Raw genomic sequence first — 26527 nt, forward strand, 5'->3', positions numbered from 1 at the left:
ATGAAAAAATATTTAATATTACTATTATTTACACTACCCTTTTTGGGTCAATCCCCCTTTACCAAACACATGTTTGCTAAAAAACCATTGATAAATCTAGCTAATTTTGACAAACAACGAATTCATTTTGGTTTTTTTCTAGGTTTCAATAATTATGATTTTAAAATCAACAAAAAAAACAATGGTCAAGATATCCTTGTAGAAAGCCAAACAGGTTTTAATGTTGGTCTAATAACAAACTTACGATTACATGAATATATTGATTTACGATTTGAACCTGGCTTAAATTATGGACAAAGAAATCTTCACTTTCCGAATATGAAAGAAACACGGGATGAGCTCAGAGAAGTTAAATCAACTTATATACACTTCCCCCTTCTTTTAAAATTTTCATCAAAACGTACAGGCAACATAAAACCCTACGTTATAGGCGGTATTTCTAGATCTATTAATTTATCTAGTAATGCAGAATCTACAGATGATAACGCTGCTAATCGCTTTAGAATGATCAAACAAACCAATAACTACGAGCTAGGAGCCGGTATTGATATTTATCTTGAGTATTTCAAATTTTCTCCTTCCATAAGAGGTGTTTTCGGATTTAATAACGAAATGATTCCTGATAATAACCCCAAGAGTCCTTGGACTGGTAATATTGACAGTATGAATACTCGAGGTATTTTCATAAACTTTGCTTTTCATTAAGTTCCTCTCCTAAATTCACTTAAAACTATTGCAGTAGCCGTGGCTACATTTAAACTTTCTGTTTTTTGTAAATTACCAAATTGAGGTATTGCAATTTTAGAAGTAACTAAATTTTCTATCTTTTTAGAAATACCATTTGCTTCATTCCCAAAAAGAATGATCCCCTCCTTAGAAAGAGATTCCTCATATATGTTTTTACCATTCATAAAGGTACCATAAATAGGCTGTTTTGTATCCTTTAAAAACATTTCTAAATCAACATAATGGATCGTAACCCTTCCAATAGAGCCCATAGTTGCTTGTATAACTTTAGGATTATATAAATCTACTGTTTCTTTAGTACATACTATCTGAGAAATTCCAAACCAATCACAAAGTCTAATGATTGTTCCTAAATTCCCTGGATCTCTAATATCTTCTAATGCAACTATAAGCCCCTCATCTTTCAATACGCAATCTTTTGGAATTTTAAACAATGCCAAACAATTATTAGCTGTAGTTAAAGCACTCATTTTATTCAACTCAACAGTCGACACTACTGTTTTGAACTTAGCGGGTAAATCGTCTAGTAAATTTTCTGTCATATACAAATGCTCCAACTCAAATTTAGATGCTAAAAGTTCTTGAATGACCTTTATTCCTTCCGCTAAAAATAAGCCATATTCTTTCCTGTATTTTTTTTGATGCAAACTAGAAACAAGTTTTATTTGGTTTTTGCTAAGCATAAATGTATTTTTGAATTAATTTTTTTGATTTGAGCAAAATTCCAACAAAAATATCAATAATTATTCTATTAGCAGTACTTTATACTGCATGTAGCACAGTGAAAAAAGTTCCTACTAATAAATATTTATTAGTTAAGAATACTTTAGAAGTTGACGGCGCCAAATTCAAAACCAATGAAGATGGAATTATTGAGCAAATAAACCAGCAACCTAACACCTCTATATTAGGTTTTAATTTTAGATTGCATTTATATAATTTAGCAAAAGAACATACAGACTCTTTGTTCAAAAAAAATATATTAGATAACCCAAAAAAATACAAAAGACTATCTAAATGGCTATCCGAAAAACAAGTTCATAGACTTGGTAAATCTTTTGTTTATTCAGGTATTCATAATTTTCTTAAAAAAACAGGAGAGCCACCAGTACTTATCGATTCTCTTAAAACAATCAGAAATGCAAAAAACATAGAGGCCTCGGTATCAAAACCAAGGTTATTTACGTGCTAAATCTTCTTATAAAATAAAATATTTACCAAACAAAAAAGCCCACATTGAATATTTTGTAAAAAAGGGCAAACCTTATATTTTAGACACAATTCATACAGATATAGCAAACAAATCAATTGATTCCTTATATAAAAAAGTAGCTATAAAATCATCTATTAAACAAGGCAAACAATATAAAGAAAGTAATTTTAGTAATGAAATAAATAGACTAACTCAATACTTTAAAAACAACGGAATATACGATTTCCAACAACAAGACATTGAATTTGAAATTGATACAGCAAATTACAAAACACCTGTAACAATAAAAATAACAGATCGCAAAATAAAAAAAGGCGATTCAATAATAACAAAACCTTATGAGATAAGAAAAATAGGCAAAATAAATATTAATATAGTCAATAAGCCTAAAAAAGGTTTCTTTATAAAAGAGGTAAAAGATAGTATTAACTACAAAAATTATCATTTTTATAGTAATGAAAAAATAAGACATAGAGCAAAAGCAATAACAAACGCTATTTTTACACAAAAAGATAGTGTTTTTAGTGATCTTAACAGAACACAAACATTACGTTCTTTAAGCAATTTAAGAGTATTTAACTTTCCTAATATTACTTTTACAGAAAATCCTAAAGACAAAACGCTTACAACTGAAATTACACTTATTCCAAAAGAACGTTTTAGTTTTAGAGTTAGTGGCGATTTTACTCATTCTAATATTCAGGATTTTGGTATTACAGGAAACACTTCTGTCCTTATAAACAATATATTTAGAGGCGCTGAAATTTTAGAAATAGGAATTAAAGGAAATTTAGGATCTTCTAAAGACTTTGCTAATCCAAAAAAATTATTTTTCAACATTCAAGAATATGGAGCTGATTTAAAGTTATCATTCCCTAGAATATTTTTCCCTCTTAATACAAAAAACATTATCCCTAAATATATGTTCCCTAGCACACTTATAAGTGCAGGATTCTCTAAGCAACTAAACATAGGCTTAGACAAGGAAAGCATTACAGGTGCTATCAATTATAGTTGGACTCCCTCTTCTAAAACCAATTTTAAATTAGATTTAACCAATTTACAGTATATAAAAAACATCAATATAAATAATTACTTTAATGTTTACACATCGAGTTACGATCAACTCAACCAACTAGCTAAAATATACAACCTCTATCCTGAACTATTAGATGATCAAAATAACTTATCAATAGAAAAAGATGGTGCCGATCTATTTATAAGAAATGCTTTAGAAGGAGTTTATCCAAAATTAAATAATAATGAACAAGATTTCCGAACTATTCAAAGTATTTCCGAAAGGAAAAAAAGATTAACTGAAAACAATTTAATTTTATCCAGTAACATCAGTTATAACAAAACGTCTCAAACAGATATTTCAGACAAAGATTTTTATAGTATTCGAACTAAATTAGAATCAACAGGTAACATTATGTCTCTTATAGCGGACATAACTAAAAGACCTCGAAATACTAATGGAAATCGTAACATACTAGGTCTTGAATATTCGCAATACATAAAGGGAGAGCTAGAATACATCAAACATTGGGACTTAAAAAATGAAATATCAATAGCATTTAGAGCTTTTGGAGGACTGGCTATCCCCTACGGAAATTCAAATTCTATTCCTTTTACACGAAGTTATTTTGCAGGAGGTGCTAATGACAACAGAGCCCGGCAATCCTATAGTTTAGGTCCTGGAAATTCAAATACTATAAATGATTTTAACGAAGCTAATATGAAACTTTCCTTTAATGGCGAAATCAGATTCAACATTTTAGGTCAACATCACGGCGCTTTATTTGCCGATTGTGGCAATATTTGGAATGCTAATATTGGAAAAGCATACGAAATAGATGAAAAGAAAGTTTTTAATCATTTCAGCTCATTAGAAGGTTTAGCCTTAGGAACAGGAATTGGTTACCGTTATGACTTTAACTTTTTTGTATTAAGACTAGATTGGGGATTCAAAACATATTCGCCAACCTTAGATAAAGGAAGTCGCTGGTTTACTGATTTTAATGTAAATAAATCTCAATTTAATATAGGCATTAATTATCCTTTCTAAATAAATTTGTAATTTTGTCCATCTTTTAAAAAAACAAACAAATGACACACAATATAAAATCAGGTGTAGCAACTGGAGATCAAGTTCAAGAAATTTTCAATTACGCAAAACAAAAAGGATTTGCATTACCCGCAGTAAATGTAGTAGGATCAAGCACTATTAATGGTGCCATTGAAACGGCAGCAAAACTAAAGGCACCTGTAATTATTCAATTTTCTAACGGCGGAGCTGCTTATAATGCAGGAAAAGGCCTTTCTAATGAAGGTCAAAAAGCCGCTATTTTAGGAGCTGTAGCTGGAGCCAAACATATCCACACTTTAGCAGAAGCTTATGGAGCAACCGTTATACTACATACAGATCATTGCGCTAAAAACTTGTTACCTTGGATTGACGGCTTATTAGATGCTTCTGAAAAACATTTTGCCGAAACGGGGAAACCCTTGTTTTCTTCCCACATGATCGACTTATCAGAAGAACCATTAGCCGAAAACATCGAAATTTGCAAAGAATACTTGTCTAGAATGAGCAAAATGGGAATGACTCTTGAAATAGAATTAGGCATTACAGGAGGTGAAGAAGATGGCGTAGACAATTCACATGTAGACAGCTCAAAACTTTATACACAACCAGAAGAGGTAGCCTATGCCTATGAAGAACTGATGAAAATATCGTCTCGCTTTACAATTGCTGCTGCCTTTGGAAACGTACATGGTGTATACAAACCCGGAAATGTAAAATTAACGCCAAAAATTCTTAAAAACTCACAAGAATACGTTCAAAATAAATTTAATACAGAACACAATCCAGTTGATTTTGTTTTTCACGGCGGATCAGGTTCTACTCTTGAAGAAATAAGAGAAGCTATTTCTTATGGCGTAATCAAAATGAATATTGATACTGACTTACAATTTGCATTTACTGAAGGAGTACGTGATTACATGAACTCTAAAATTGACTATTTAAGAACTCAAATTGGTAATCCAGAAGGAGCTGATGCTCCTAATAAAAAACATTACGACCCTCGTAAATGGGTTCGCGAAGGCGAAATAACTTTTAATAAAAGATTAGAGCAGGCTTTTGCCGATTTAAATAACGTAAATACTCTTTAATTATGAGTTATAATTTATAAACAAAGTAAAAGTTAAACTCATAAATTATAACTTTAAATTCATAACTAACTAATTATGGCTTGGTTTAAACGAAAAGAAAAAGGAATTACTACTCCTACTGAGGCAAAAATGGATGTGCCTAAAGGTTTATGGTACAAATCCCCTACAGGAAAGATTGTAGACGCTGATGAGTTAGCTAGAAACTTATGGGTAAGCCCTGAAGACGATTTTCATGTACGCATAGGAAGTGCTGAATATTTTCAAATATTATTTGATGACAATCAATTTACAGAGTTAGATGCTAACATGACTGCAAAAGACCCTTTAAATTTCGTAGATTCAAAGAAATATTCGGATCGTTTAGTTGATACTATTAAAAAAACCCAACTCAAAGACGCAGTACGTACAGGCGTAGGAAAATCAAAAGGAAAAGACTTAGTAGTTTGTTGTATGGACTTTGCTTTTATTGGAGGATCTATGGGAGCTGTTGTTGGTGAAAAAATTGCACGTGGTATTGATTATTCAATCAAAAATAAAGTTCCTTTCGTTATGATTTCAAAATCAGGAGGAGCACGTATGATGGAAGCAGCTTATTCACTTATGCAATTAGCCAAAACATCTGCTAAATTAGCTCAATTAGCAGATGCTAAAATACCTTATATTTCATTATGTACGGATCCTACAACTGGAGGAACTACTGCATCTTATGCCATGTTAGGAGATATTAATATAGCTGAACCCGGAGCTCTAATAGGCTTTGCGGGGCCTCGAGTAGTACGAGACACTACAGGCAAAGATCTACCTGAAGGATTTCAAACAGCTGAATTTGTTCTTGATCATGGATTCTTAGACTTTATTTCACACAGAAAAGATCTTAAAAACAAAATCAATCTTTACATTGATTTAATTATGAACCAAGAAGTAAGATAAATAATACTATTCAATACTCAAACTACCCCAAAAAAGTTAAATACTCTTTTGGGGTAGTTTTATAATTTAAAAGCCAACATGATCACAAATGAACCTATTTTGGATTAAAAGTATTACGAATAAAAGAACTTCCTTTTCATCTTCATCTCAAAAAGTTCACAACACATTTACATCTTCTACATACCGCTCCTAATGGCTTCTACGGGATCTAATTTTGAAGCAGAAATCGCAGGCAATATCCCCGCAACTAAACCAATAATGACCGCTAAAATTGTACCACAAATAATATTTGAAAAACTTAAAACAAAATCAAAATCTAATATTTGAGTCAAACCTAAAGCAACTAAACCAACTAATACTATTCCTATTATACCACCAATTAAACACAAAACAATAGCTTCAAATAAAAATTGTAACAAAATAAAACGATTTTTAGCACCTAATGACTTCTGTATACCTATTAAATTTGTTCGCTCTTTTACAGATACAAACATAATATTGGCAATACCAAAACCTCCAACTAATAAAGAAAAACCTGCTATAATCCAACCTATCAAATTCATCTGAGAAATTAGCCCATCCAACATATCTGTAGCGCCTTTTAAAAAATTCAAAAAGAAATTATTTGGCTCCCCATAACTTAAACCTCTATAATTTCGCATCTTTTGAACAACTTCATCTTTTACTTCAGTTTCGCTTAAACCTTCAACTGGCTTTATAATAATAACAGGCATAAACTTAGCATTATTATCACCATAAAGAGTACGAACTTTATTTAAATTAACATATACGCTACCATCTGGATTCTCACCAAAATTAATCATGCGATTCCCTACTTTTTTTAAGACACCAAAAACCTTAAAACGCTGGCCATATAATCTAATTTCTTTTCCAACAGCTGACATACCCTCAAAAAGCGTTTGAGCAATTTCAGCTCCAATAACCACTCCATTAACTCCTGAGTTAGATTCTTGTTCATTAAAAAAACGCCCTTCTAAAAAATCTAATTTATTAATCTCTATGTATTCATAAGTACAAGGAAGCACTCCAACATTACTCATAGATCGTCCTCCAAATTTTAAACTTTCTCGATTTGTAAAATACTGATAACAAATGGATTCAATTTTAGTCGTATTATCTTTTAAAAAACGATATTCATCATAGGTTACTTTGGGAAATTGTTCTATCTTCCAATCAGGAACATCTGTTGGCGAAAAAGAGTACTTAAACAAATACACAGCACTATTATCCAAACTACTTACATCCCTTTTGATTTTTCGATCTAATGAGTCTACTGCAGACAAAATAGCTATGATAGAAAAAATCCCAATAGTAACTCCTAACAAAGAGAGCAGCGTTCGCAACTTATTATTACGTAACGCATTCATAGCAAAGCCAAAGCTTTCTTGAAACAATCGCAGGTATATAACCATAACTTTTTCTTTAATTGGTACCAACTTATTCCCTTTTGTTACAATTCTAAAATCTTATTTTGAATAGCTCTTAAAAAAAACTACTTTTGCCCTTTAATAACAACAACACAATGAATACTACTAAAACCATTCAATCGGCATTGATTTCAGTGTTCGACAAAACAGGACTTGAACCTATTGTAAAAAAACTTCACGAACAAAAAGTTACAATTTATTCTACAGGAGGAACAGAAGAATTTATTTTAAATTTAGGAATTCCTGTTATACCTGTGGAAGAAGTTACAGACTACCCTTCTATCTTAGGAGGTCGTGTTAAAACTTTACATCCAAAAGTTTTTGGAGGAATCTTAAATCGCCAAGACAATGAAAATGATGTAACACAAATGCAAGAATATGCAATACCGCAAATTGACTTGGTAATAGTAGACCTATATCCTTTTGAAAAAACGGTTGCTTCAGGAGCAAGTGAAGCCGATATAATTGAAAAAATAGATATTGGCGGTATTTCTTTAATAAGAGCAGGCGCAAAAAACTTTCAAGACACGGTTATCATCCCTTCTGTTAACGAATATACCTTGTTATTAGATCTTATTACAAGTCAAAACGGAAAAACCACTTTAGAACAACGCAAACTTTTTGCTAGTAAAGCCTTTAATATCTCATCACATTATGATTCAGCGATTTTTAATTACTTCAACAAAAATATTGAAGAACCTATTTTAAAAATTAGCGAAACCAAAGGAGAAATTCTTCGTTACGGAGAAAACCCTCACCAAAAAGGCTTTTTCTTTGGCGACTTAAACAAAATGTTTAACAAGTTACATGGGAAAGAATTGTCATATAACAATTTATTAGATGTTGATGCTGCAGTAAATCTAATGAGTGAATTTAAAAATGAAGCTCCTACATTCGCTATCCTAAAACACAATAATGCTTGCGGCATAGCTACTCGTACAACCATGAAAGAAGCTTATTTGGATGCTTTAGCGGGCGACCCTACTTCTGCTTTTGGAGGTGTGCTAATAGCTAACCACACCATTGATTTAACAACGGCAAACGAAATCAACAAACTATTCTGTGAAGTCATTATAGCCCCCGCTTATGATAATGAAGCAATAGAAATACTAAAAGAAAAGAAAAACAGGATTATATTAGTCCAAAATTCAGTTGATTTACCAAAAACTACTATAAGAACTTGCTTAAATGGCACTTTAGTTCAAGAAAAAGATCTAATAACAGATTCTAAAGAAATTTTAAAAACAGCCACCTCTTTATCACCTACAGAACAAGAAACAGAAGATTTACTATTTGCCTCAAAAATCTGCAAACATACCAAATCAAATACGATTGTTTTAGTTAAAAACAGACAATTATACGCTTCAGGTACAGGACAAACTTCTCGTGTAGATGCTTTACGTCAAGCAATAGAAAAAGCAAAATCATTTAACTTTGACTTACAAGGTGCCGTGATGGCAAGTGATGCGTTTTTCCCTTTTCCTGATTGTGTTGAAATTGCCCATAAAGCAGGTATTACATCTGTAATTCAACCGGGAGGCTCTATAAAAGATGAATTAAGCATAAACTACTGCAACGAAAACCAAATAGCTATGGTTTTCACAGGAGTCAGACACTTTAAACATTAAAATAAAACACTTTTACGACCCCTTGTTCAATTGATTTAACAAGGGGTTTTTTATTCAATCATTAATTTTAACTTTTCACTAACAATATATATAAACATAAATACTCGTTATTTTCTCAATATAACTTATTTTTGCATCGCCCTAAAATACCTCAAAATACTATTTACAATAGAAGTTGTCTAAAACTATTTCTAATGTAACCGTTTTACCTACCCAGTAATCAAAAAAAATTCTTTATATCTTATAGTTATAAAAACAAATCATAAGAATTAAAACAGGAAACGGCACAAAAAACAAAATATTACATAACATTTATCTAAATAAATTCAAAAGGATTTATCAAAATAAAAATACCATGATAAAAAAAACCTTATTTAGCTTTTTATTATTCACAACTTATAGCAACATAATTGCACAAAACACCTTCCCTACTTCTGGCAATGTTGGTATTGGTACATTAACCCCTTCTCAAAAATTTGAGGTCAATGGAAATATTATTTTTGATAATCAATCATCTGTGTATACACATATAAAAATTGGCCATAATGCTAATGACAATATCATTACTGACAATACAAAAGAGAAACACTATGGTGGAGGTTATTTTTTTAGAGTACATAACGAAGCAACAATACCACACAAATACATAGACGCTTTATTAATAGGCGAAAATGGTAATGTAGGAATTGGCGGCAAATCATCAAATAATAAACTTGAAGTTCACGGAAACACATCTATAGGAGGAGCTGATTTAAAATTAGGAATGGGTGACGGTCAAGATCAAGGTAAAATATTAAACCAAAGAGCTTTAGTACATGGAAGTAATGATGAATTATGGGTTAATTACATGAGTGATTTTGAAGGAGGTACAAGAATAGGTCAAAACGCAATAATACGAAACAATGGAGACACTGCCTTACAAGGCAAACTTGAAGCAAAGGAAATAAAGGTAACAACTACTCCTACGGCAGATTTTGTATTTGAAGAAAATTACAATCTTCCAAAATTAGAAGACGTTGAAAAACACATTCAAACAAAAAAACATTTACCCGAAATAGCCTCTGCAAAACAAATGAAAGAAGAAGGAGTAAACATTGGAGAATTTCAAATAAAACTTCTTCAAAAAATTGAAGAGCTAACACTTTATTCTATTGAACAAAACAAAAAAATTGAAGAACAAAACAAAAAAATAACAAACTTAGAAAAATTAATAACTATCAAAAACAAATAGTTTTCATTTTTTTCTTACGCCTCATATAAAATCCTACAATAAAAATATTCACTTTTAAATATTAAAACAGATCCATATGATATTAATTGACAAAGAATTTCCTAGCATTTCGGTAAAAACAATTCAAAAAAACAAGGGCGTTGCAGAAGTAAATTTATTTGAACTAGCAAAAAAGAAAATAAAAAAATATTATTGTTTTTTTATCCAAAAGACTTCACATACGTATGTCCGACTGAATTATTTGCTTTTCAAGAAATATCAAAAGAACTTGAAGAAAGAAATGTTCTATTATTTGGCGCATCATGCGACACTGTCGAAACACATGATGCTTGGTTACAAACAGATGCTGCTGATGGGGGAATCAAAGGAATTACTTACCCTTTAATTTCTGACTCTAACAGAAATCTCTCTAATATATTAGGGATATTAGACGGAAAAAAAAGCACTGAAAACGACCATGAAATCATAATTAATGACAATATTAGCTACAGAGCCACTTATCTAATTAACGAAAATGGTATTGTATTTCACCAAAGCTTAAACAATATGTCTTTAGGTAGAAATGTACTAGAATTTATGAGATTAATAGAAGGTTATACAAACATACAAGAAACAGGAGAAGTTTGCCCTGCTAACTGGGAAAAGGGAAAAGAAACTTTCAAAAATGATAGAATTAGTACAGCAAAATACTTATCAAGACTATTAAGCAAACAATTTTCGAACTAAACACAAAAATTGCGTTAAATTTTTTTAACGCAATTTTTATTTTCATATTAACCAAAATATTTTCATACTTTTGCAACTTAGTATATTACTATAAAAACTAAGTAACCCTTTAAAGGAAATATGGGATTTTTTGATTTTATGACTGAGGACATTGCAATTGACCTTGGTACCGCAAATACGTTAATAATACACAACGATAAAGTTGTTATCGATAGCCCTTCCATAGTAGCACGTGATCGCATATCTGGCAAAATCATTGCCGTAGGCAAGGAAGCGAATATGATGCAAGGTAAAACTCACGAAAATATAAAAACAATCCGTCCATTAAAAGATGGTGTAATTGCTGATTTTGATGCTTCTGAACAAATGATCAAAATGCTTATCAGAAGTATTCCTGCGTTACAAAAAAAATTATTCACTCCTGCTCTACGCATGGTTATTTGTATTCCTTCAGGTATAACAGAAGTAGAAATGCGCGCAGTAAAAGAATCCGCAGAACGTGTAAATGGTAAAGAAGTGTATCTAATACATGAACCAATGGCAGCTGCCATTGGTATTGATTAGACATCATGCAACCAAAAGGAAACATGATTGTAGATATAGGAGGTGGTACAACTGAAATTGCTGTAATAGCTCTAGGAGGTATTGTTTGTGATAAATCCGTTAAAATTGCTGGTGATGTATTTACAAATGACATTATCTATTATATGCGTACACAGCATAACTTATTCGTTGGAGAAACTACAGCTGAGAAAATAAAAATTGAAATAGGAGCTGCTATAGAAAACTTGGATTCACCTCCTGATGACATGTCCGTTCAAGGACGCGATCTATTAACAGGAAAACCTAAGCAGGTAGAGGTTTCATATCGTGAAATAGCAAAAGCTTTAGACAAATCTATACAGCGTATTGAAGATGCTATTATGGAAACCTTATCGCAAACACCTCCTGAATTAGCGGCGGATATATACAATACAGGTATTTACTTAGCAGGAGGAGGCTCTATGCTAAGAGGTTTAGATAAACGTATTTCTCAAAAGACAGATTTACCTGTTTTTATTGCAGAAGATCCTTTAAGAGCTGTTGTTAGAGGAACAGGGATGACCCTTAAAAACTTAAATAGATTCCGTAGCATTTTAATAAAATAAGATTTTAAAAATCTTATTTTATTAAAATCACGACCTAGTATAACAACCTTTACTATTTTTTACGATGCAGCAAATTCTAAATTTCATTATAAAAAACAGCACACGATTGCTGTTTTTGCTGCTTTTAGCAATTTCGTTAACTCTTACCATTCAATCTCACTCTTACCACAGAAGTCAAATAGTTAATTCCGCCAATGTAGTTACAGGAAGTGTATACGAAAAAGTAAATGAAATAGAAACCTACTTCAGCTTACAAAATCAAAATAACAAATTGGCAAAAGAAAATGCTTACCTAAGAGAACTACTCTTCAATAAAAAAGATAGTATTTTCCCTCTACCAAAAGACTCTGTTAAAGGATACGACAAATTAGAAGTAATACAATCTAAAGTCGTTAACAATTCATACAATAAAACAGAAAACTATTTAACCATTAATTCTGGGTCAATAAAAGGTATAAAACCTGACATGGGAGTAATTAGCAATGAAGGCATAGTAGGCGTTATTGAAAAAACTTCGCCTAATTATTCAACAGTAATCAGCGTACTAAACCTAAAGTCTAAAATAAATGCTAAAGTTAAAAGAACGAATCACTTTGGCTCTTTAATTTGGAAAGCAAAAAACGCTGGTTATGCTCAACTCGTTGAAATACCTCGCCCGGCAAGTGTAAAAAAAGGAGATACTATCGTAACAGGAGGACGTTCAACCATATTCCCAGAAAATATCCCCGTAGGCATTATTGATCGTATTTACATGGACACAGAAACTAATTATTACACCTTAGATATTCGTTTATTTACAGACATGACCAATCTAAATCATGTGTATATAATTAAAAACAAAGATGCTGCTGAAATTAACAAACTGGAAACTGAAACAGTAAAAAAAGATGAATAGTACTCTTATATCAAATATCGTTCGTTTTATACTGCTAGTTGCGGTTCAGGTAATTATTTTTAACAAAATAAATTTGTTTGGTTTTATAAACCCATTTCCTTATATCTTATTCATCCTTTTATACCCTGTTAACACCAATCAAGCAGGACTATTAATAAGCAGTTTTTTTTTAGGACTTTCTGTAGATTATTTTGAGAACTCAGGAGGTATTCATGCTACAGCTTGTTTGATATTAGCTTATTTGAGACCTAGTTTTTTCAAATTCGCATTTGGGTTAAGTTATGAATACCAAACAATACGAATAAATGATCGCTTATCACCTGAACGATTTACTTTTATTCTGATCTCAATAATAACGCATCACGTAGTTCTTTTTACACTTGAATTTTTTAAATTCGTATTTATGCTAGATGCCCTTATTCGAACGCTTTTTGCTTCGCTATTTACACTAATAGTAAGCATCATATTTATTTATTTATTTAAGCCTAGTAAACGTTAAAAAATGAGAAAGCTCCTTTTACCGGTATGATTATAGTTTCTGCTATTCTAATCATAGCAAGGCTTTTTTATTTACAAGTAATAGATGATGAGTTAAAACTAAAATCAGAAAACATCTCTATCAAGATTAAATATGATTACCCCGAAAGAGGGTATATATATGACCGTAATGCTAATTTATTAGTAGCTAACCAACCTTCATACGACATTATGATTGTACCCAGAGAGGTTAAAAAACTAGATACTACTGAATTTTGCAAATTATTAAATATAACCAAACAAGACTTTTTAAAACGTCTAGAAAAAGCAGTAGTTTACTCCCCTCTTCTCCCTTCCGTTTTTATGGGACAATTGAATAAAATGGAATATGCTGCTTTTCAAGAAAAAGAACGCAAATTTGACGGCTTTTATATCCAAAAACGCTCTTTACGAGATTATCAATTTCATCATGGAGCTAATATTTTTGGATTCATTACACAAGCTAACGAAGCTACCATTTCTAAAAATCCTTATTATAAAAGCGGTGACTTATTAGGCAAACAGGGAGTAGAAGAAATGTACGAAGAAATCCTCAGAGGTCAAAAAGGAGTAAAACATATTCAACGTGATCGTTTTAATCGTGAAATTGGTCTTTATAAGGAAGGAAAATATGATACAATTGCTATTCAAGGTAAAGACATTACTTTAACCATTGATTCAAAACTACAGGAGTACGGTGAATTATTAATGAAAAACAAAAGAGGAGGCATTATTGCAATTGAACCTAAAACAGGAGAAATTTTGTGCTTAGTTACAGCTCCTACTTATGACCCTAGTATATTAGTAGGTCGCCAACGTTCTAAAAACTATACTAAACTATATAATGATTCATTAGCAAAACCTTTATACGACAGAAGTTTACTCGCCGAATACCCTCCGGGATCTCCTTTTAAAATATTAACAGCTCTAGTTGGTCTTCAATCTGGCGCAATAAATACAGAAACAACTGTAGGTTGTCATCACGGTTTTAGTTATGGTCGTAGATTTATGCGTTGTCATTGTGGAGGTGGTTTCAGAAAATTACACATGGGTATAGCTAAATCTTGTAATGCCTATTTCGGAACAGCTTATTTAAAAACACTAGGTATGTTTCCGAATGCTTCTAAAGGAGTTGACTATTGGAGTGATCATATAAAAAGTTTCGGATTAGGTCAATTTATGGGATATGATTTACCTACAGGAAGAAAAGGCAATATCCCCACTTCTAAAACATACGAACGTTACTATCCCAATGGCAGCTTAAAATCAACCATGATTGTTTCTAACTCTATTGGACAAGGAGAGATACTCATGACCCCTATCCAACTAGCTAACATGATGGCAACCATTGCTAATAAAGGCTATTATTATACCCCTCATATTATAAAAAAAAATTAAAGGGCAATCAATTGACCCTAAATTTAGAACAAAACACGTCACCACTATAAACAAAAAACATTTCCCTCCAGTAATAGAAGGACTAGCGGAGGTGTTTAAAACAGGAACAGCCTATTTTTTAGGCGTAGAAGGTATTGAAATATGTGGTAAAACAGGAACCGCAGAAAATTTCACACGAATAAATGGGAAAAAAGTACAGTTAGAAGACCACTCTATTTTTGTTGCTTTTGCCCCTAAAAACAACCCTAAAATTGCCATAGCTGTTTTTGTTGAAAACGGAGGTTTTGGAGCTACTATTGCAGGCCCGATTACTTCTCTTATGATTGAGAAATATCTAAAAGGAAAGGTTACAAATAAATTTAGAGAAGAAAACATTATAAATAGAAGTCTTCAACATCAATATAATAAATTTACCAGAAAATATATTGACTCAATGTACCGAATTAGGTTGCGCAAAGACTCTTTAAACAGGGTTAGAGCCAAACAAAAATTAGATTCATTAGAAAAAAATACGAACTCAGCTATAAAAACAAATTAATGAGAAATCAAAGTGTTGGAAAAAACATTGACTGGATTACAGTATTAATTTATGTCCTATTAGTATTAATTGGATGGGCTAACATCTATTCAGCTGATGTAACTCCTGATTCCAATTACATTTTTGACATTAAACAAAATTATGGTAAACAATTAATTTTTATCTCTTTTACTATTTTAGTAATCATAGTAGTACTTTCTATTGAAGCGAAATTTTATGAGCGGTTTTCGAGTGTACTCTACGGGATTTCATTACTATCCCTAATTGGGTTATTTATTGCTGGTAAAACAATTGCTGGACAAAGATGTTGGTATGCTATTGGTTCTTTTACACTACAACCTTCCGAATTTGCTAAATCCACAACTGCTTTAGCATTAGCAAAATTTTTAAGTGATAGTCAAATCAATTTGAAGAACTTCAACCATCAGTTATTAGGACTTGCTATCCTTTTTATCCCTATAGGCCTTATCATGCTACAACCAGATGCAGGTAGTGCTCTTATATTTATCACCATGATTTTTGTACTTAACAGAGAAGGCTTACCTTCTTGGTATCTATGGACTGGTGTTGGAGCAGTTGTACTTTTTATCATGTCTTTATTACTAAAACCACAATATGTAGTCCTTATTTCACTAATAGGTGTCACCTTACACTTCTACAAATCAAAGCCCGTAAAAAGAAATATAGTGGCCAGTTCAATCGTCTTTTTATTAATGACAAGTTTTAGTATTTCTGTCAACTATGTATTTGAAAATGTATTTCAACAACATCATCGAGATCGTTTTAACATACTTTTGGGAAAAGAAGTTGATTTAGCCGGAATAGGTTACAACACCAATCAATCCGAAATAGCCATTGGATCAGGTGGCTTATTAGGGAAAGGCTGGTTAGAAGGCACTCAAACCAAAGGTAATTTTGTACCTGAACAACATACGGACTATATCTTTACAACTGTTGGAGAAGAATGGGGTTTTCTAGGCTCCACTCTCGTAGTCTTGTTATTTGCAGGATTATTATTACGTATATTATATTTAGCAGAAAACCAACGCACAAAATTTAGCCGAATTTACGGATATGGTGTCGCATCTGTTTTATTTACTCATTATTTTGTAAATATTGCCATGGTAATTGGAATTTTCCCTACAATTGGTGTTCCTCTTCCCTTTCTTTCGTATGGAGGATCTAGCCTATGGGCTTTTACTATTTTACTGTTCATTTTCCTAAAAATGGATGCTAATAAAGTAAACGAGTGGTAGTTTTCTTTAAAAACACCACTCGTTATAATTTTGATTACTTTCTAGTTTATCCTCTATAGCGTCGGAGAGTTTAGAGAAGAAATCAATCCCTGTTAATTCTTCTATTTCATCTATTGAAACAACAAATTCATAAAGCGGGCGATCTGAATCTTGATGAGGTATTAAAAAAGCAATCGCTTGATACCTATCATTCCTTTTATTCAATAATACTTTATAAAAAAAATCTGGAACGGTTACTTTTTCTCTCCCAATATGTTTCAATTTACCAGACAAAACACCTCCTGTAACAACATATAATCCATCATATTTTTTAGCCCAATAGCGTGCTTTTTGTTCTAATCGATTCCAAATTCCTCCATTAAAATTACTTTTTTGGGGTGCTATATTAGAAGTATAAAACGTTTCCTCAAAAGCTTCCTTTGAAAATTTTCGATCTCCCGCAGGGCATAAATGTCCCCTTTCATATCCTGAACTAATATAATTTTTCCAATTAGCAGATTCCTCTTCAACCATTGGATCATTTACAAAATGAGGTCGTTTATATTTTATATACACAATATCCTTGCGATTTAGCCAATACGCTACCCATTCAGCCTGTTCATCTTTTTCACTATATGAGAGAGTATAGTATTTATGATGTATTATCTGACCTGTTTTAGATAGAGGTAATAAAAAATTAAAATCAATTTTTGAATATATAGGGTTATTTTCTTTAATCTCTTTTTGTTTTTACAACTTGAAACAATTAATTCTAGGAATATAAAAAGAATAAAAATAGGCATCTTCATATTTTTTAAAATAATATTTGTAAATTTAGTAACCCCAAACAAAAAGTACGATCTAATTTTTAAAAAATCATTATGAACTTAAAATTTATTTATTCATTAGTTTTCATCCTTAGCTATATAGGAATAGAAGCACAAGAAAACAAATTATCTGAAATAGAAAAACAATTAATAATTAAAAAACAGGATTCTATTGCTAAAATTAAAATCAGTCAAAAAGAAGCCGAAAAAGAAGCCAAAAGAGTAGCAAAAGAAAAAGAAAAAGCTTTAAAAGAAGAAAAAGCTTTAAAAGAAGCAGAAGCAGATCGGGTTAAAGAGGAAAGACGTCGAATAGAACAATTAGAAAAGGATAAGAAAAAAATGGAAAAACAGCTTCAAAAAGCTGAAAAAGAGCGTAAAATGATAGAAGATGCAAAAAAGACCTAGCAAAAGCACGCGATAAACAAGAAGATATTTACCAAAACATTGAAAAAGAACAAAAAAAAGTTTGACAAGCTCAACCAAAAAGGGAAATTAGCTCCTGTAGATATAGAAAAATGGAATAAAAAAATAGAAAAAATGCGCGAAAAAGCAGCTAATCAAGATAAAAAAGTAAAAAAAGCTGAACGTGAATTAGAAAAACTATAAAATCATATCCTTATAAGATAGTATTACAGTATACCCTTTATCTCGAAAATACGATAAAGGGTTTTCTTTTGAAACAACCAATACAAAATCACCTCCCCAAGCACCTAAACTTTTAACTACTCCTTTAAAATCTGCAAAAAGATTTTCCTGAACAGTTTGCGTATCCAAAATCTTACTCATTTCTTTTTCATGTAATTGTAATGATTTAGAAAATTCTTCCATTCTATTGGTCTTTAGTACTTGTTGAGTTAACTCATTAATAAAAGGAATTACCTCTTGTATATTTTCTTGTTTTTTATAATAATTTGCTATTGCAGCGCGACTGTTTTGCTTTTTATTTAAATAAACAAAATAAAGTTGATTAGCAAAATGAGGATCAAAATTTACCTGAATAATCTGAGGCTCTTCATTTATCAGTTGATACACAATAGGTGTATTGTATTGGGCACAAGCTACATCATAACCGCTACCTCCGAAACTATTTTTAAGCAAAGTAAAAGCATCAATATCCAACCATTGTGCAATATTATTTATTAGTGTTGACGAAGTTCCTAAACCCCAATCTTTTGGAAAGCTTAATACTGTTTTTACTTTATAACCTAATTTTCCCTTTAAAAATTCTTTATTTAATAAGTATCCTTCATGGAGGATTTCAATTAATGTTGATTTTATTTTATTTTCTTCGAACTTTTTTTTATTTACAACATCATCAAAACTAAAAGTAGCTTCAAACCAAACACTCCCATCACGATCATAACTAACCCATTCAAAAGTGTTTGATGGTCCTTCTTCAACAATTAAATTCTGACCAAACTTGGTCGGTAACCCTAAAGCCTGAGCACCATCTAGAACCACATATTCACCCGTAATCAGTAATTTCCCGTTACTATAAAAAGTTTGTTTCATTGTTACCCTTACTTTGTAAAATTTTATTTTTACTTTCTAATTTCAACTAAATAATCTACTACTGCACTGTGCGAAACCGTATTTTTTTCAAAGTACTTTATTACTTTTTTACGTTCTTCCTCATTTGCATTAAACTGATTCAAGATATTCATCAAGTGCATTTTCATGTGTCCTTGTTGAATCCCTGTAGTGGTTAAACTACGTAATGCAGCGAAATTTTGAGCTAAACCAGCAACTGCCACTATTTGCATTAATTCTTTAGCAGATGGTTTTTCTAACATTTCTAGAGCTATTTTTACTAAGGGGTGCAGAGTAGTTAATCCTCCTACTGTACCCAATGCTAAAGGAATTTCCATCCAGAAAGTAAAAATTCCGTTTTCTATTTTGGCATGAGACAAACTAGAATACTTTCCTTCTTTTGAAGCATAAGCATGAACTCCTGCTTCTACTGCTCTAAAATCATTTCCTGTAGCAATTACTACAGCATCTATTCCGTTCATAATCCCTTTATTATGTGTAACAGCACGATACGGTTCTATTTCAGCTATACGAACTGCTTGTACAAATTTTTCTGCAAATTCTTGTGGGTTTTCAATGTTTTTTTCAGCTAATTCTTCTACTTTACAAGAAACTTCTGCTCGAACTAAACAATTAGGAACGTAATTAGACAAAATACTCATCACAATTGCAATGTCTTTTTCCTCTTCTGAAAATATCTGAAATGTTTGTGCCTCAATTTTTAATGTTTTAGCAAATTGTTCTAAACATGAATTAATAAAATTCGCTCCCATTGAATCTTTTGTTTCAAAAGTAGCATGCAACTGAAAATAATTTTCTAAATCAGACGTCTTATCACGAAGTTGGATATCTAAAATTCCTCCTCCCCTTTTTTGCATATTTTTGGTAAGGCTTTCTGTTTCTGTAAAAAATTTTGATTTGATAGTCTTAAAAAAAGTTTCTAATTTTTGTTTGTCTCCTTTATAAATAAAATGAACCTGTCCAATCTTTTCTGTATCTATAATAGTCGTTTTGAACCCACCACGATCTGACCAAAATTTAGCTGATTTACTAGCAGCGGCTACTACACTACTTTCTTCTACTGCAAAAGGAATCGTATAACTTTTTCCATTAATAATAAAATTAGGTGCTACCCCTAAAGGTAAATAAAAATTGGTAATGGTATTTTCAATAAACTCATCATGTAACTTTTGCAAACTTGTATCATTATTCCAATACTGTTTTATAATATTCTTTGCTTCTTCTACATTTGAAAAATGGGTTTTAACTATCCAATTGATTTTTTCTTCCTTTGATAATTTTGAAAATCCGCTAACTGCTTTAATCATTTTATTTTTTACTATTTTTATTTTAATCCTATCAAGAAGTTATTTATTCTAACAACCTTTCATTGATATTCTTTTGATGCTTAATTAAATATTTTCAACAAACAGTACTTTAAATCACTTGTAAAAGATCATTTTCTAAAACTCTAAATCGTTATTTATAAAATTTTAATTATCCTATTCTTCAATATTCTGAAATTTAGTTTTATTATTTTCTTTTTTAACTGTTTATAAAATAAGCCATTGCAAACTCATCATATTACTCTAAACAAAAAAGACTAAGTTTTATATTTTTTTAAACCTTATTCCGTATTATTCTATGATACTAAATTCATTTTTTAATGACTCCTTTCGATTAACAAAAGTAAACATTTTACACAATAAAGCGACAGTTAATCGGAGTCCTTATGTAGTACAAATTAGTTTTTAACAAAAAAATACGTTATTATTTAGTTTTTTTTTACTAAAATTGGGCAATTTTTTACATCAACTAAAAAATGAAAAACAAAATTACATCCGTCTTATTCCTGTTTTTAGTATCATTTTCAACGATAGCTCAAAAACAAATATCTTTAGAAGAAATTTGGTCTGGAGCTTTTAGAGCTCAAAGTATGACTGCTTTAGAAGCCATGAAAAACACGAATCAATATACTGTTTTAGATTCTGATCGTACTTCTAAATCCTCACAAATTAACTTGTATGACTTTGCTACTTTGAGTAAAATAGCCACGTTAATTGACAGTAAAGATTTCAAACAATTAGAAGGAATTGACTCTTATACTTTTAGTAAAGACGAAAAAAACTACTAATTGCAAATAATAGTGAGCAGATCTTCCGTCATTCTTTTGTTGCTGATTTTTTTATTTATGATACCTCTACAAAATCATTAACTAAATTGGCAGATTATAAAGTACAAGAGCCTACCTTTTCTCCTGATGGCTCAAAAATAGCCTATGCCTATCAGAATAACTTATATGTTTATGATATAGCTTCAAAAAAGCATATACAAATTACAACTGATGGCAAAAAAAATAGCATTATTAATGGTGTAACAGATTGGGTATATGAAGAAGAATTTTCATTTGTAAAGGCGTATGACTGGAATTTAGGTTCTGATAAAATCGGTTTTATTCGTTTTGACGAAACAGATGTTCCTCAGTTTTCGATGGACTTATACAATGACGGTTTGTATCCGCTACAATCTGTCTTTAAATATCCTAAAGCAGGTGAAAAGAATGCAGTAGCATCTTTGCATATTTATGATTTAAAAACAGGGAATACTCAAAAAATAAAATTAGATCATTATACGGATTTTTACATTGCTCGCATAAAATGGACTAATGAAGCGAACACATTAAGTGTCCAAATTTTAAATCGTCATCAAAATAATTTAGATTTATTATTTGTTGATGGAAATTCTGGATTAGCTAAAGTTATCCTTAATGAAAAAGATAAGGCATATATAGATGTAACGGATAATTTAACTTTCTTAAAAGATAATAGTTTTATTTGGACCTCCGAAAAAGATGGATATAATCATATTTATCATTACGACAAAAGGGGGATTTAAAAAAACAGATAACAAAAGGAGCATGGGAAGTAACGAATTATTATGGTTATGACGAAAAAAATGAAATAATTTACTACCAATCAGTTGAAAATGGCTCAATCAATCGCGATGTATACGCAATAAAAATTGATGGAAATGCAAAAAAACGTTTAACAAGCCAAACAGGAACAAATACGGCCACTTTTAGCCCAAACTTTCAATACTTTATTAATTCTTATTCAAGTGCTAAAAATGCACCTAAATACACTCTTAATGATTCCAAAACAGGAAAAGAAATTAAAATAATCGCTTCTAACGAAAAACTAGAAGAAAAACTAATCAACTATAGTTTGCCTTCAAAAGATTTTTTTGAACTAACAACAGAAAAAGGAAACAAACTAAATGCTTGGATGATTAAACCCAAAGATTTTGATACTGCAAAAAAATACCCTGTATTCATGTTTCAATATTCTGGACCAGGGCTCACAACAAGTAGCTAACAGATGGAATAATAATGACGATTACTGGTTTAAAATGTTAACACAACAAGGTTACATTGTCGTTTGTGTAGATGGACGAGGCACTGGTTTTAAAGGAGCTGAATTTAAGAAATGTACTTACAAAGAGTTAGGAAAATATGAAGTAATAGACCAAATAGATGCCGCAAAAGTAATCGGTAATTATTCTTACGTAGATAAAACGAGAATTGGTATCTTTGGCTGGTCATTTGGAGGTTTTATGGCATCTAATTGTATTTTTCAAGGAGCTGATATCTTTAAAACAGCTATAGCAGTTGCACCTGTAACTTCTTGGAGGTTTTATGATAGTATTTATACAGAACGCTATATGCAAACACCTCAAGAGAATGCAGAAGGTTATGACAGTAATTCACCTATTACTCATGTAAACAAATTAAAAGGAAACTTTTTATTAATTCATGGAACGGCTGACGATAATGTACATGTACAAAACACTATGAAAATGATAGAAGCTTTAGTACAAGCTAACAAACAATTTGACTGGGCTATTTATCCTGATAAAAATCATGGTATTTACGGTGGAAAAACACGCTTGCAGTTGTATACTAAAATGACAAACTTTATTAAAGAAAAATTATAGAGTAAATAAATTATACTTGTCAGCTTTTAAAAGATTAGCAAAGATAAAACAATAACCAAAACCAAAATTAAATAAATTTAAAATGAGCGAAACAGCAAAACAAGGACATCCTAAAGGACTGTATTTCTTGTTCTTTACAGAAATGTGGGAACGATTCAGTTACTACGGAATGAGAGCAATTTTCATTCTATTTATGACAAAAATCTTATTAATGAAAGATGCAGAAGCATCTGAAATTTACGGAAGTTATACTGGTCTTGTCTATTTAACGCCTCTTTTAGGGGGATATCTTTGTGATAAGTTCCTAGGAAATAGAAGAAGTATCATGATTGGTGGGTTATTAATGGCTATTGGTCAATTTTTCATGTTTTTAAGTGCCACAACAGGTGCTAACGGAGGAGTTGCATTAATGTGGTTAGGTCTTACTGCCATTATTATTGGAAATGGTTTCTTCAAACCAAATATTTCAACAATGGTAGGTCAATTATACCCTACCAATGACCGTCGTATTGACAGTGCTTTTACTATATTTTATATGGGAATTAACTTAGGTGCATTTTTCTCCCCATTAGTATGTGGTTCTATGGATTTCAAATGGGGATTCTTAGCAGCTTGTATAGGAATGTTTATGAGTTTAATCTTCTTTGCTCTATTTCAAAAGAAATTTTTAGTTTCTGAAGAAGGCAAAGAAATAGGTCTACCTGTTAAACAACTAGATTTAAAAAACATATTATACATAATAGGATCTATTGGTATCGTATTTTTTATGCTTAACTTCAAGCAATTATTTAGCACGGACACAGACGTTATTGGATATTTCATTTATGGTTCAATGGTGGTAATGCCGCTAATCATTTTAACAGACAAAAGCTTAACTAGTATCGAGAGAAATCGAATTTTAGTAATCTTTATTTTAGCTTTCTTCGTAATCTTTTTTTGGGGAGCTTTTGAACAGGCTGGCGCATCTTTAACTTTATTTGCTGACAGACAAACTAACCGTAACTTATTTGGATGGGAAATGCCTGCTTCTTATTTTCAATCTGTAAATCCTTTAGCTGTAATTTTATTAGCTCCCATTATGTCAATAGTATGGGGCTTTTTATACAAACGCAATGCAGAACCTTCCTCTCCTAAAAAAATGGCATTAGGACTTGCGCTAGTGGCTTTAGGTTACGGTGTAATTGCTATAGCAGTTAAGGGGCTTGGAATGGATGAAAAAGTATCTATGTGGTGGTTAATTGGTTTATACATTATTCATTCAATTGGCGAATTATGCCTTTCTCCTATTGGTTTATCTATGGTATCTAAATTGGCTCCTTTACGATTATCTTCTTTATTAATGGGAACTTGGTTTTTAGCAAATGCTGCTGCAAATAAGTTTGCAGGTACTCTATCTTCATTAATACCACCATCACCTGAAGCAGGATCAACTGCACCTTTAGTATATCCTTCATTCTTAGGATTTCAAATTACTAATTTATATGAGTTCTTTATGTTATTCATCATTATGACAGGCGTAGCAGCAGGTATTTTATTTATTTTAAGTTCTTGGTTACAAAAAATGATGCAAGAAGACCACAAAGAAGAGATTGACTTATCAGTAGAAAATAGATAATTCATTAAATATTTTATATCTTTCAAGCCTGTAACAAAAATGTTACAGGCTTTTTAAATACTAATTCACATGAAAAATAAACACCCTAAAGGATTATTATTTTTGTTTTTTACTGAAATGTGGGAACGTTTTGGTTATTATCTTATCATTGGAATTTTTGTCTTATACATGATTGATCCTACTACTACAGGAGGATTGGCTTTTAGTGACAAACAAGCAGATGACATATTTGGTAGTTTTATAGCATTAACCTACTTAACCCCTTTTTTGGGAGGTTATATGGCTGATCGCTATTTAGGTTATTTCAAATCCGTTTATCTAGGAGGTTCTCTGATGGGGCTAGGATATATAGGACTAGGTTTTCACAACCTAACTGTTTTTTATATTTCAATGGCTTTAATTGTTATTGGAAATGGTTTCTTTAAACCAAGTATTTCTACCCTTGTTGGGAACTTATATACAGATGAAAAATATGCTGCAAATAAAGATGCAGGATATAATATTTTCTATATGGGTATAAATATAGGAGCATTCTTATGTAATATTATAGCTGCTTTCATGCGCAATCAATACGGATGGAGTGCTGCTTTTATAACAGCTGGTATAGGCATGTTTTTAGGTTTGATTATTTTTACTTTAGGAAGAAAACATTTAGAAGATGCTAATATTACGAAACCTGTTCAAGAAGGTGACATATCATTAGCCAGTATTTTAGGAAAAGTGTTTCTACCAGCTATTATATGTGGAGCTATAGGCTGGATGATTCCTGGCAATATTTTTAAATCAGATTCTACGGATGCCTTTATCTTTGCCTGCATTCCCGTTATTATCTTCTATGTTCGTTTATATCTAAAAGCTAATTCCGAAGACAAACGTCCTTTAGGTGCTCTACTAGCCATTTTTGCTGTTGGTATGTTATTTTGGGCCGTATTTAAACAAAATGGAACGGCTTTAACCCGTTGGGCAAATTATTATACAGATAGACAAGTTACAGGTTCTACAGAAAATTTTCTATCTTCTATTTATCTAGTAGATCAAAAAGATTTTACCACAAAAGAAGTTCAAAAATACGATCATCAATTTCAAGCAGAGAAAAATGAAAATGGAGAACCTATTAAAACACAAGGTAAAGATGTCTATTTTCAAAATGAAACGCCAGAAAAATTGGCTAACCTAACAACTAATCCAACACAAAAAGTTTCTCTTATTAATACGGAATTATTTCAATCCGTAAATCCGGGATGGATCATTCTTCTTACTCCAGTAGTAGTGGGCTTTTTTATTATGTTACGTCGTAAAAACAGAGAACCAAGTACTCCTTCTAAAATTGTATTGGGCTTATTTATATCAGGTCTTTCCTGTTTAGTTATGGTAGCTGCTGTATATGCTGGAAATAATGGTTCTATTAAAGTATCTCCTTTATGGTTAGTGGCTACTTATGGTGTTATCACAATTGGCGAGCTTTGTTTATCTCCTATGGGATTATCTATTGTTTCTAAATTAGCTCCACCAAGACTTACAGCCTTAATGATGGGAGGTTTCTTCTTATCTATTTCAATTGGAAACAAACTTTCTGGTGTATTAGCTAGTATGTGGTACGATTACGAGAATAAAGCCAATTTTTTTATTGTAAACATGTTATTATTATTATTTGCAACCGCATTAGGTTTATCTATCCTAAAAAGATTGAACAGCGTTATGAAAGAAAAAGGAATGAATTAATTTTAATCTT

Annotated in this window: 19 protein-coding genes and 4 pseudogenes; 18 read left to right on the forward strand and 5 right to left on the reverse strand. The window is 31.3% G+C overall.

The features are described from left to right. The gene (gene porT, locus JJC05_RS06190) at nt 1-705 is read left to right on the forward strand and encodes a type IX secretion/gliding motility protein PorT/SprT (RefSeq protein ID WP_088392255.1); all 705 of its coding nucleotides are present in this window, start codon (nt 1-3) and stop codon (nt 703-705) included. Here porT and JJC05_RS06195 read toward each other — a convergent pair. Beyond that, on the reverse strand, nt 702-1430 hold the full coding sequence (locus tag JJC05_RS06195) for a TrmH family RNA methyltransferase (protein ID WP_105195685.1): 729 nt from the start codon (nt 1428-1430) through the stop codon (nt 702-704). The genes porT and JJC05_RS06195 overlap by 4 nt on opposite strands. 98 nt (nt 1431-1528) lie before the next feature. Between JJC05_RS06195 and JJC05_RS16840 the strand changes: the two genes are divergently transcribed. The 4 genes from JJC05_RS16840 (at nt 1529) to accD (ending at nt 6067) form a co-directional block, all read left to right on the forward strand. After that, the gene (locus JJC05_RS16840) at nt 1529-1939 is read left to right on the forward strand and encodes a hypothetical protein (protein ID WP_258929565.1); all 411 of its coding nucleotides are present in this window, start codon (nt 1529-1531) and stop codon (nt 1937-1939) included. 13 nt (nt 1940-1952) lie between these two features. After that, nucleotides 1953-4028, forward strand: coding sequence for a translocation and assembly module lipoprotein TamL (tamL, locus tag JJC05_RS19050; protein ID WP_445297837.1), 2076 nt, complete (start codon nt 1953-1955; stop codon nt 4026-4028). Between the two features lie 41 nt (nt 4029-4069). Further along, nucleotides 4070-5137 (forward strand): class II fructose-bisphosphate aldolase, encoded by a 1068-nt coding sequence (fbaA, locus tag JJC05_RS06205; protein ID WP_235878579.1) that lies wholly within the window; start codon nt 4070-4072, stop codon nt 5135-5137. 75 nt (nt 5138-5212) lie between these two features. Next, a complete protein-coding gene (gene accD / locus JJC05_RS06210; RefSeq protein WP_105195688.1) occupies nt 5213-6067 on the forward strand; it encodes an acetyl-CoA carboxylase, carboxyltransferase subunit beta in 855 nt (284 codons plus the stop codon). Nucleotides 6068-6243: 176 nt separating this feature from the next. On the opposite strand, the gene JJC05_RS06215 is transcribed toward accD, so the two are convergent. Continuing rightward, nucleotides 6244-7500: an ABC transporter permease gene (locus JJC05_RS06215; RefSeq protein WP_181142845.1), complete on the reverse strand. Its 1257-nt coding sequence runs from the start codon at nt 7498-7500 to the stop codon at nt 6244-6246. Between the two features lie 110 nt (nt 7501-7610). Between JJC05_RS06215 and purH the strand changes: the two genes are divergently transcribed. From purH to rodA, 8 genes and pseudogenes are all read left to right on the forward strand, one after another. Beyond that, nucleotides 7611-9143 (forward strand): bifunctional phosphoribosylaminoimidazolecarboxamide formyltransferase/IMP cyclohydrolase, encoded by a 1533-nt coding sequence (gene purH, locus JJC05_RS06220; RefSeq protein WP_105195689.1) that lies wholly within the window; start codon nt 7611-7613, stop codon nt 9141-9143. Nucleotides 9144-9498: 355 nt separating this feature from the next. Continuing rightward, a complete protein-coding gene (locus tag JJC05_RS16850; protein WP_235819745.1) occupies nt 9499-10374 on the forward strand; it encodes a hypothetical protein in 876 nt (291 codons plus the stop codon). Nucleotides 10375-10450: 76 nt separating this feature from the next. Next, nucleotides 10451-11100: pseudogene (locus JJC05_RS06230) on the forward strand (peroxiredoxin). A 120-nt stretch (nt 11101-11220) separates the two neighbouring features. Then, nucleotides 11221-12248, forward strand: a pseudogene (locus tag JJC05_RS06235) (rod shape-determining protein). A gap of 64 nt (nt 12249-12312) precedes the next feature. Beyond that, nucleotides 12313-13143, forward strand: a complete 831-nt coding sequence (gene mreC, locus JJC05_RS06240) for a rod shape-determining protein MreC (RefSeq protein WP_235878582.1) — start codon at nt 12313-12315, stop codon at nt 13141-13143. Then, nucleotides 13136-13642: a rod shape-determining protein MreD gene (locus tag JJC05_RS06245; protein WP_105195692.1), complete on the forward strand. Its 507-nt coding sequence runs from the start codon at nt 13136-13138 to the stop codon at nt 13640-13642. The genes mreC and JJC05_RS06245 overlap by 8 nt, the downstream gene beginning before the upstream one ends. Before the next feature lie 3 nt (nt 13643-13645). Next, a pseudogene (gene mrdA, locus JJC05_RS06250) lies at nt 13646-15595 on the forward strand (penicillin-binding protein 2). Next, nucleotides 15595-16851 (forward strand): rod shape-determining protein RodA, encoded by a 1257-nt coding sequence (gene rodA, locus JJC05_RS06255; protein WP_105195694.1) that lies wholly within the window; start codon nt 15595-15597, stop codon nt 16849-16851. Before mrdA ends, rodA begins: the two are co-directional and overlap by 1 nt. A gap of 6 nt (nt 16852-16857) precedes the next feature. Here the strand turns inward: rodA and JJC05_RS06260 are convergent, their stop codons facing one another. Then, complete coding sequence (locus JJC05_RS06260) at nt 16858-17568, reverse strand: DNA/RNA non-specific endonuclease (protein ID WP_235878825.1); 711 nt, start codon at nt 17566-17568, stop codon at nt 16858-16860. A gap of 143 nt (nt 17569-17711) precedes the next feature. Here JJC05_RS06260 and JJC05_RS06265 point away from each other — a divergent pair, with 143 nt between their 5' ends. After that, nucleotides 17712-18062 (forward strand): hypothetical protein, encoded by a 351-nt coding sequence (locus tag JJC05_RS06265; protein ID WP_235878583.1) that lies wholly within the window; start codon nt 17712-17714, stop codon nt 18060-18062. Between the two features lie 39 nt (nt 18063-18101). Beyond that, nucleotides 18102-18263 carry a hypothetical protein gene (locus tag JJC05_RS06270; protein WP_235878585.1) on the forward strand — a complete coding sequence of 54 codons (162 nt, stop codon included), beginning with the start codon at nt 18102-18104 and terminating at the stop codon, nt 18261-18263. On the opposite strand, the gene JJC05_RS06275 is transcribed toward JJC05_RS06270, so the two are convergent. Continuing rightward, on the reverse strand, nt 18258-19169 hold the full coding sequence (locus JJC05_RS06275; protein ID WP_105195696.1) for a GYDIA family GHMP kinase: 912 nt from the start codon (nt 19167-19169) through the stop codon (nt 18258-18260). The two genes, JJC05_RS06270 and JJC05_RS06275, sit on opposite strands and share 6 nt — an antisense overlap. Before the next feature lie 29 nt (nt 19170-19198). Continuing rightward, nucleotides 19199-20515, reverse strand: a complete 1317-nt coding sequence (locus JJC05_RS06280) for a hydroxymethylglutaryl-CoA reductase, degradative (RefSeq protein WP_088392305.1) — start codon at nt 20513-20515, stop codon at nt 19199-19201. Nucleotides 20516-21009: 494 nt separating this feature from the next. On the opposite strand from JJC05_RS06280, the pseudogene JJC05_RS06285 reads away from it, so the two are divergent. From JJC05_RS06285 to JJC05_RS06295, 3 genes and pseudogenes are all read left to right on the forward strand, one after another. Continuing rightward, nucleotides 21010-23180, forward strand: a pseudogene (locus JJC05_RS06285) (S9 family peptidase). A gap of 82 nt (nt 23181-23262) precedes the next feature. Continuing rightward, nucleotides 23263-24795 (forward strand): peptide MFS transporter, encoded by a 1533-nt coding sequence (locus tag JJC05_RS06290; RefSeq protein WP_105195698.1) that lies wholly within the window; start codon nt 23263-23265, stop codon nt 24793-24795. A gap of 69 nt (nt 24796-24864) precedes the next feature. Beyond that, complete coding sequence (locus JJC05_RS06295) at nt 24865-26517, forward strand: peptide MFS transporter (RefSeq protein ID WP_105195699.1); 1653 nt, start codon at nt 24865-24867, stop codon at nt 26515-26517. Nucleotides 26518-26527 lie beyond the last annotated feature (10 nt).

The organism is Flavobacterium davisii (assembly GCF_019565505.1).
In the GTDB taxonomy this organism is placed as follows: domain Bacteria; phylum Bacteroidota; class Bacteroidia; order Flavobacteriales; family Flavobacteriaceae; genus Flavobacterium; species Flavobacterium davisii.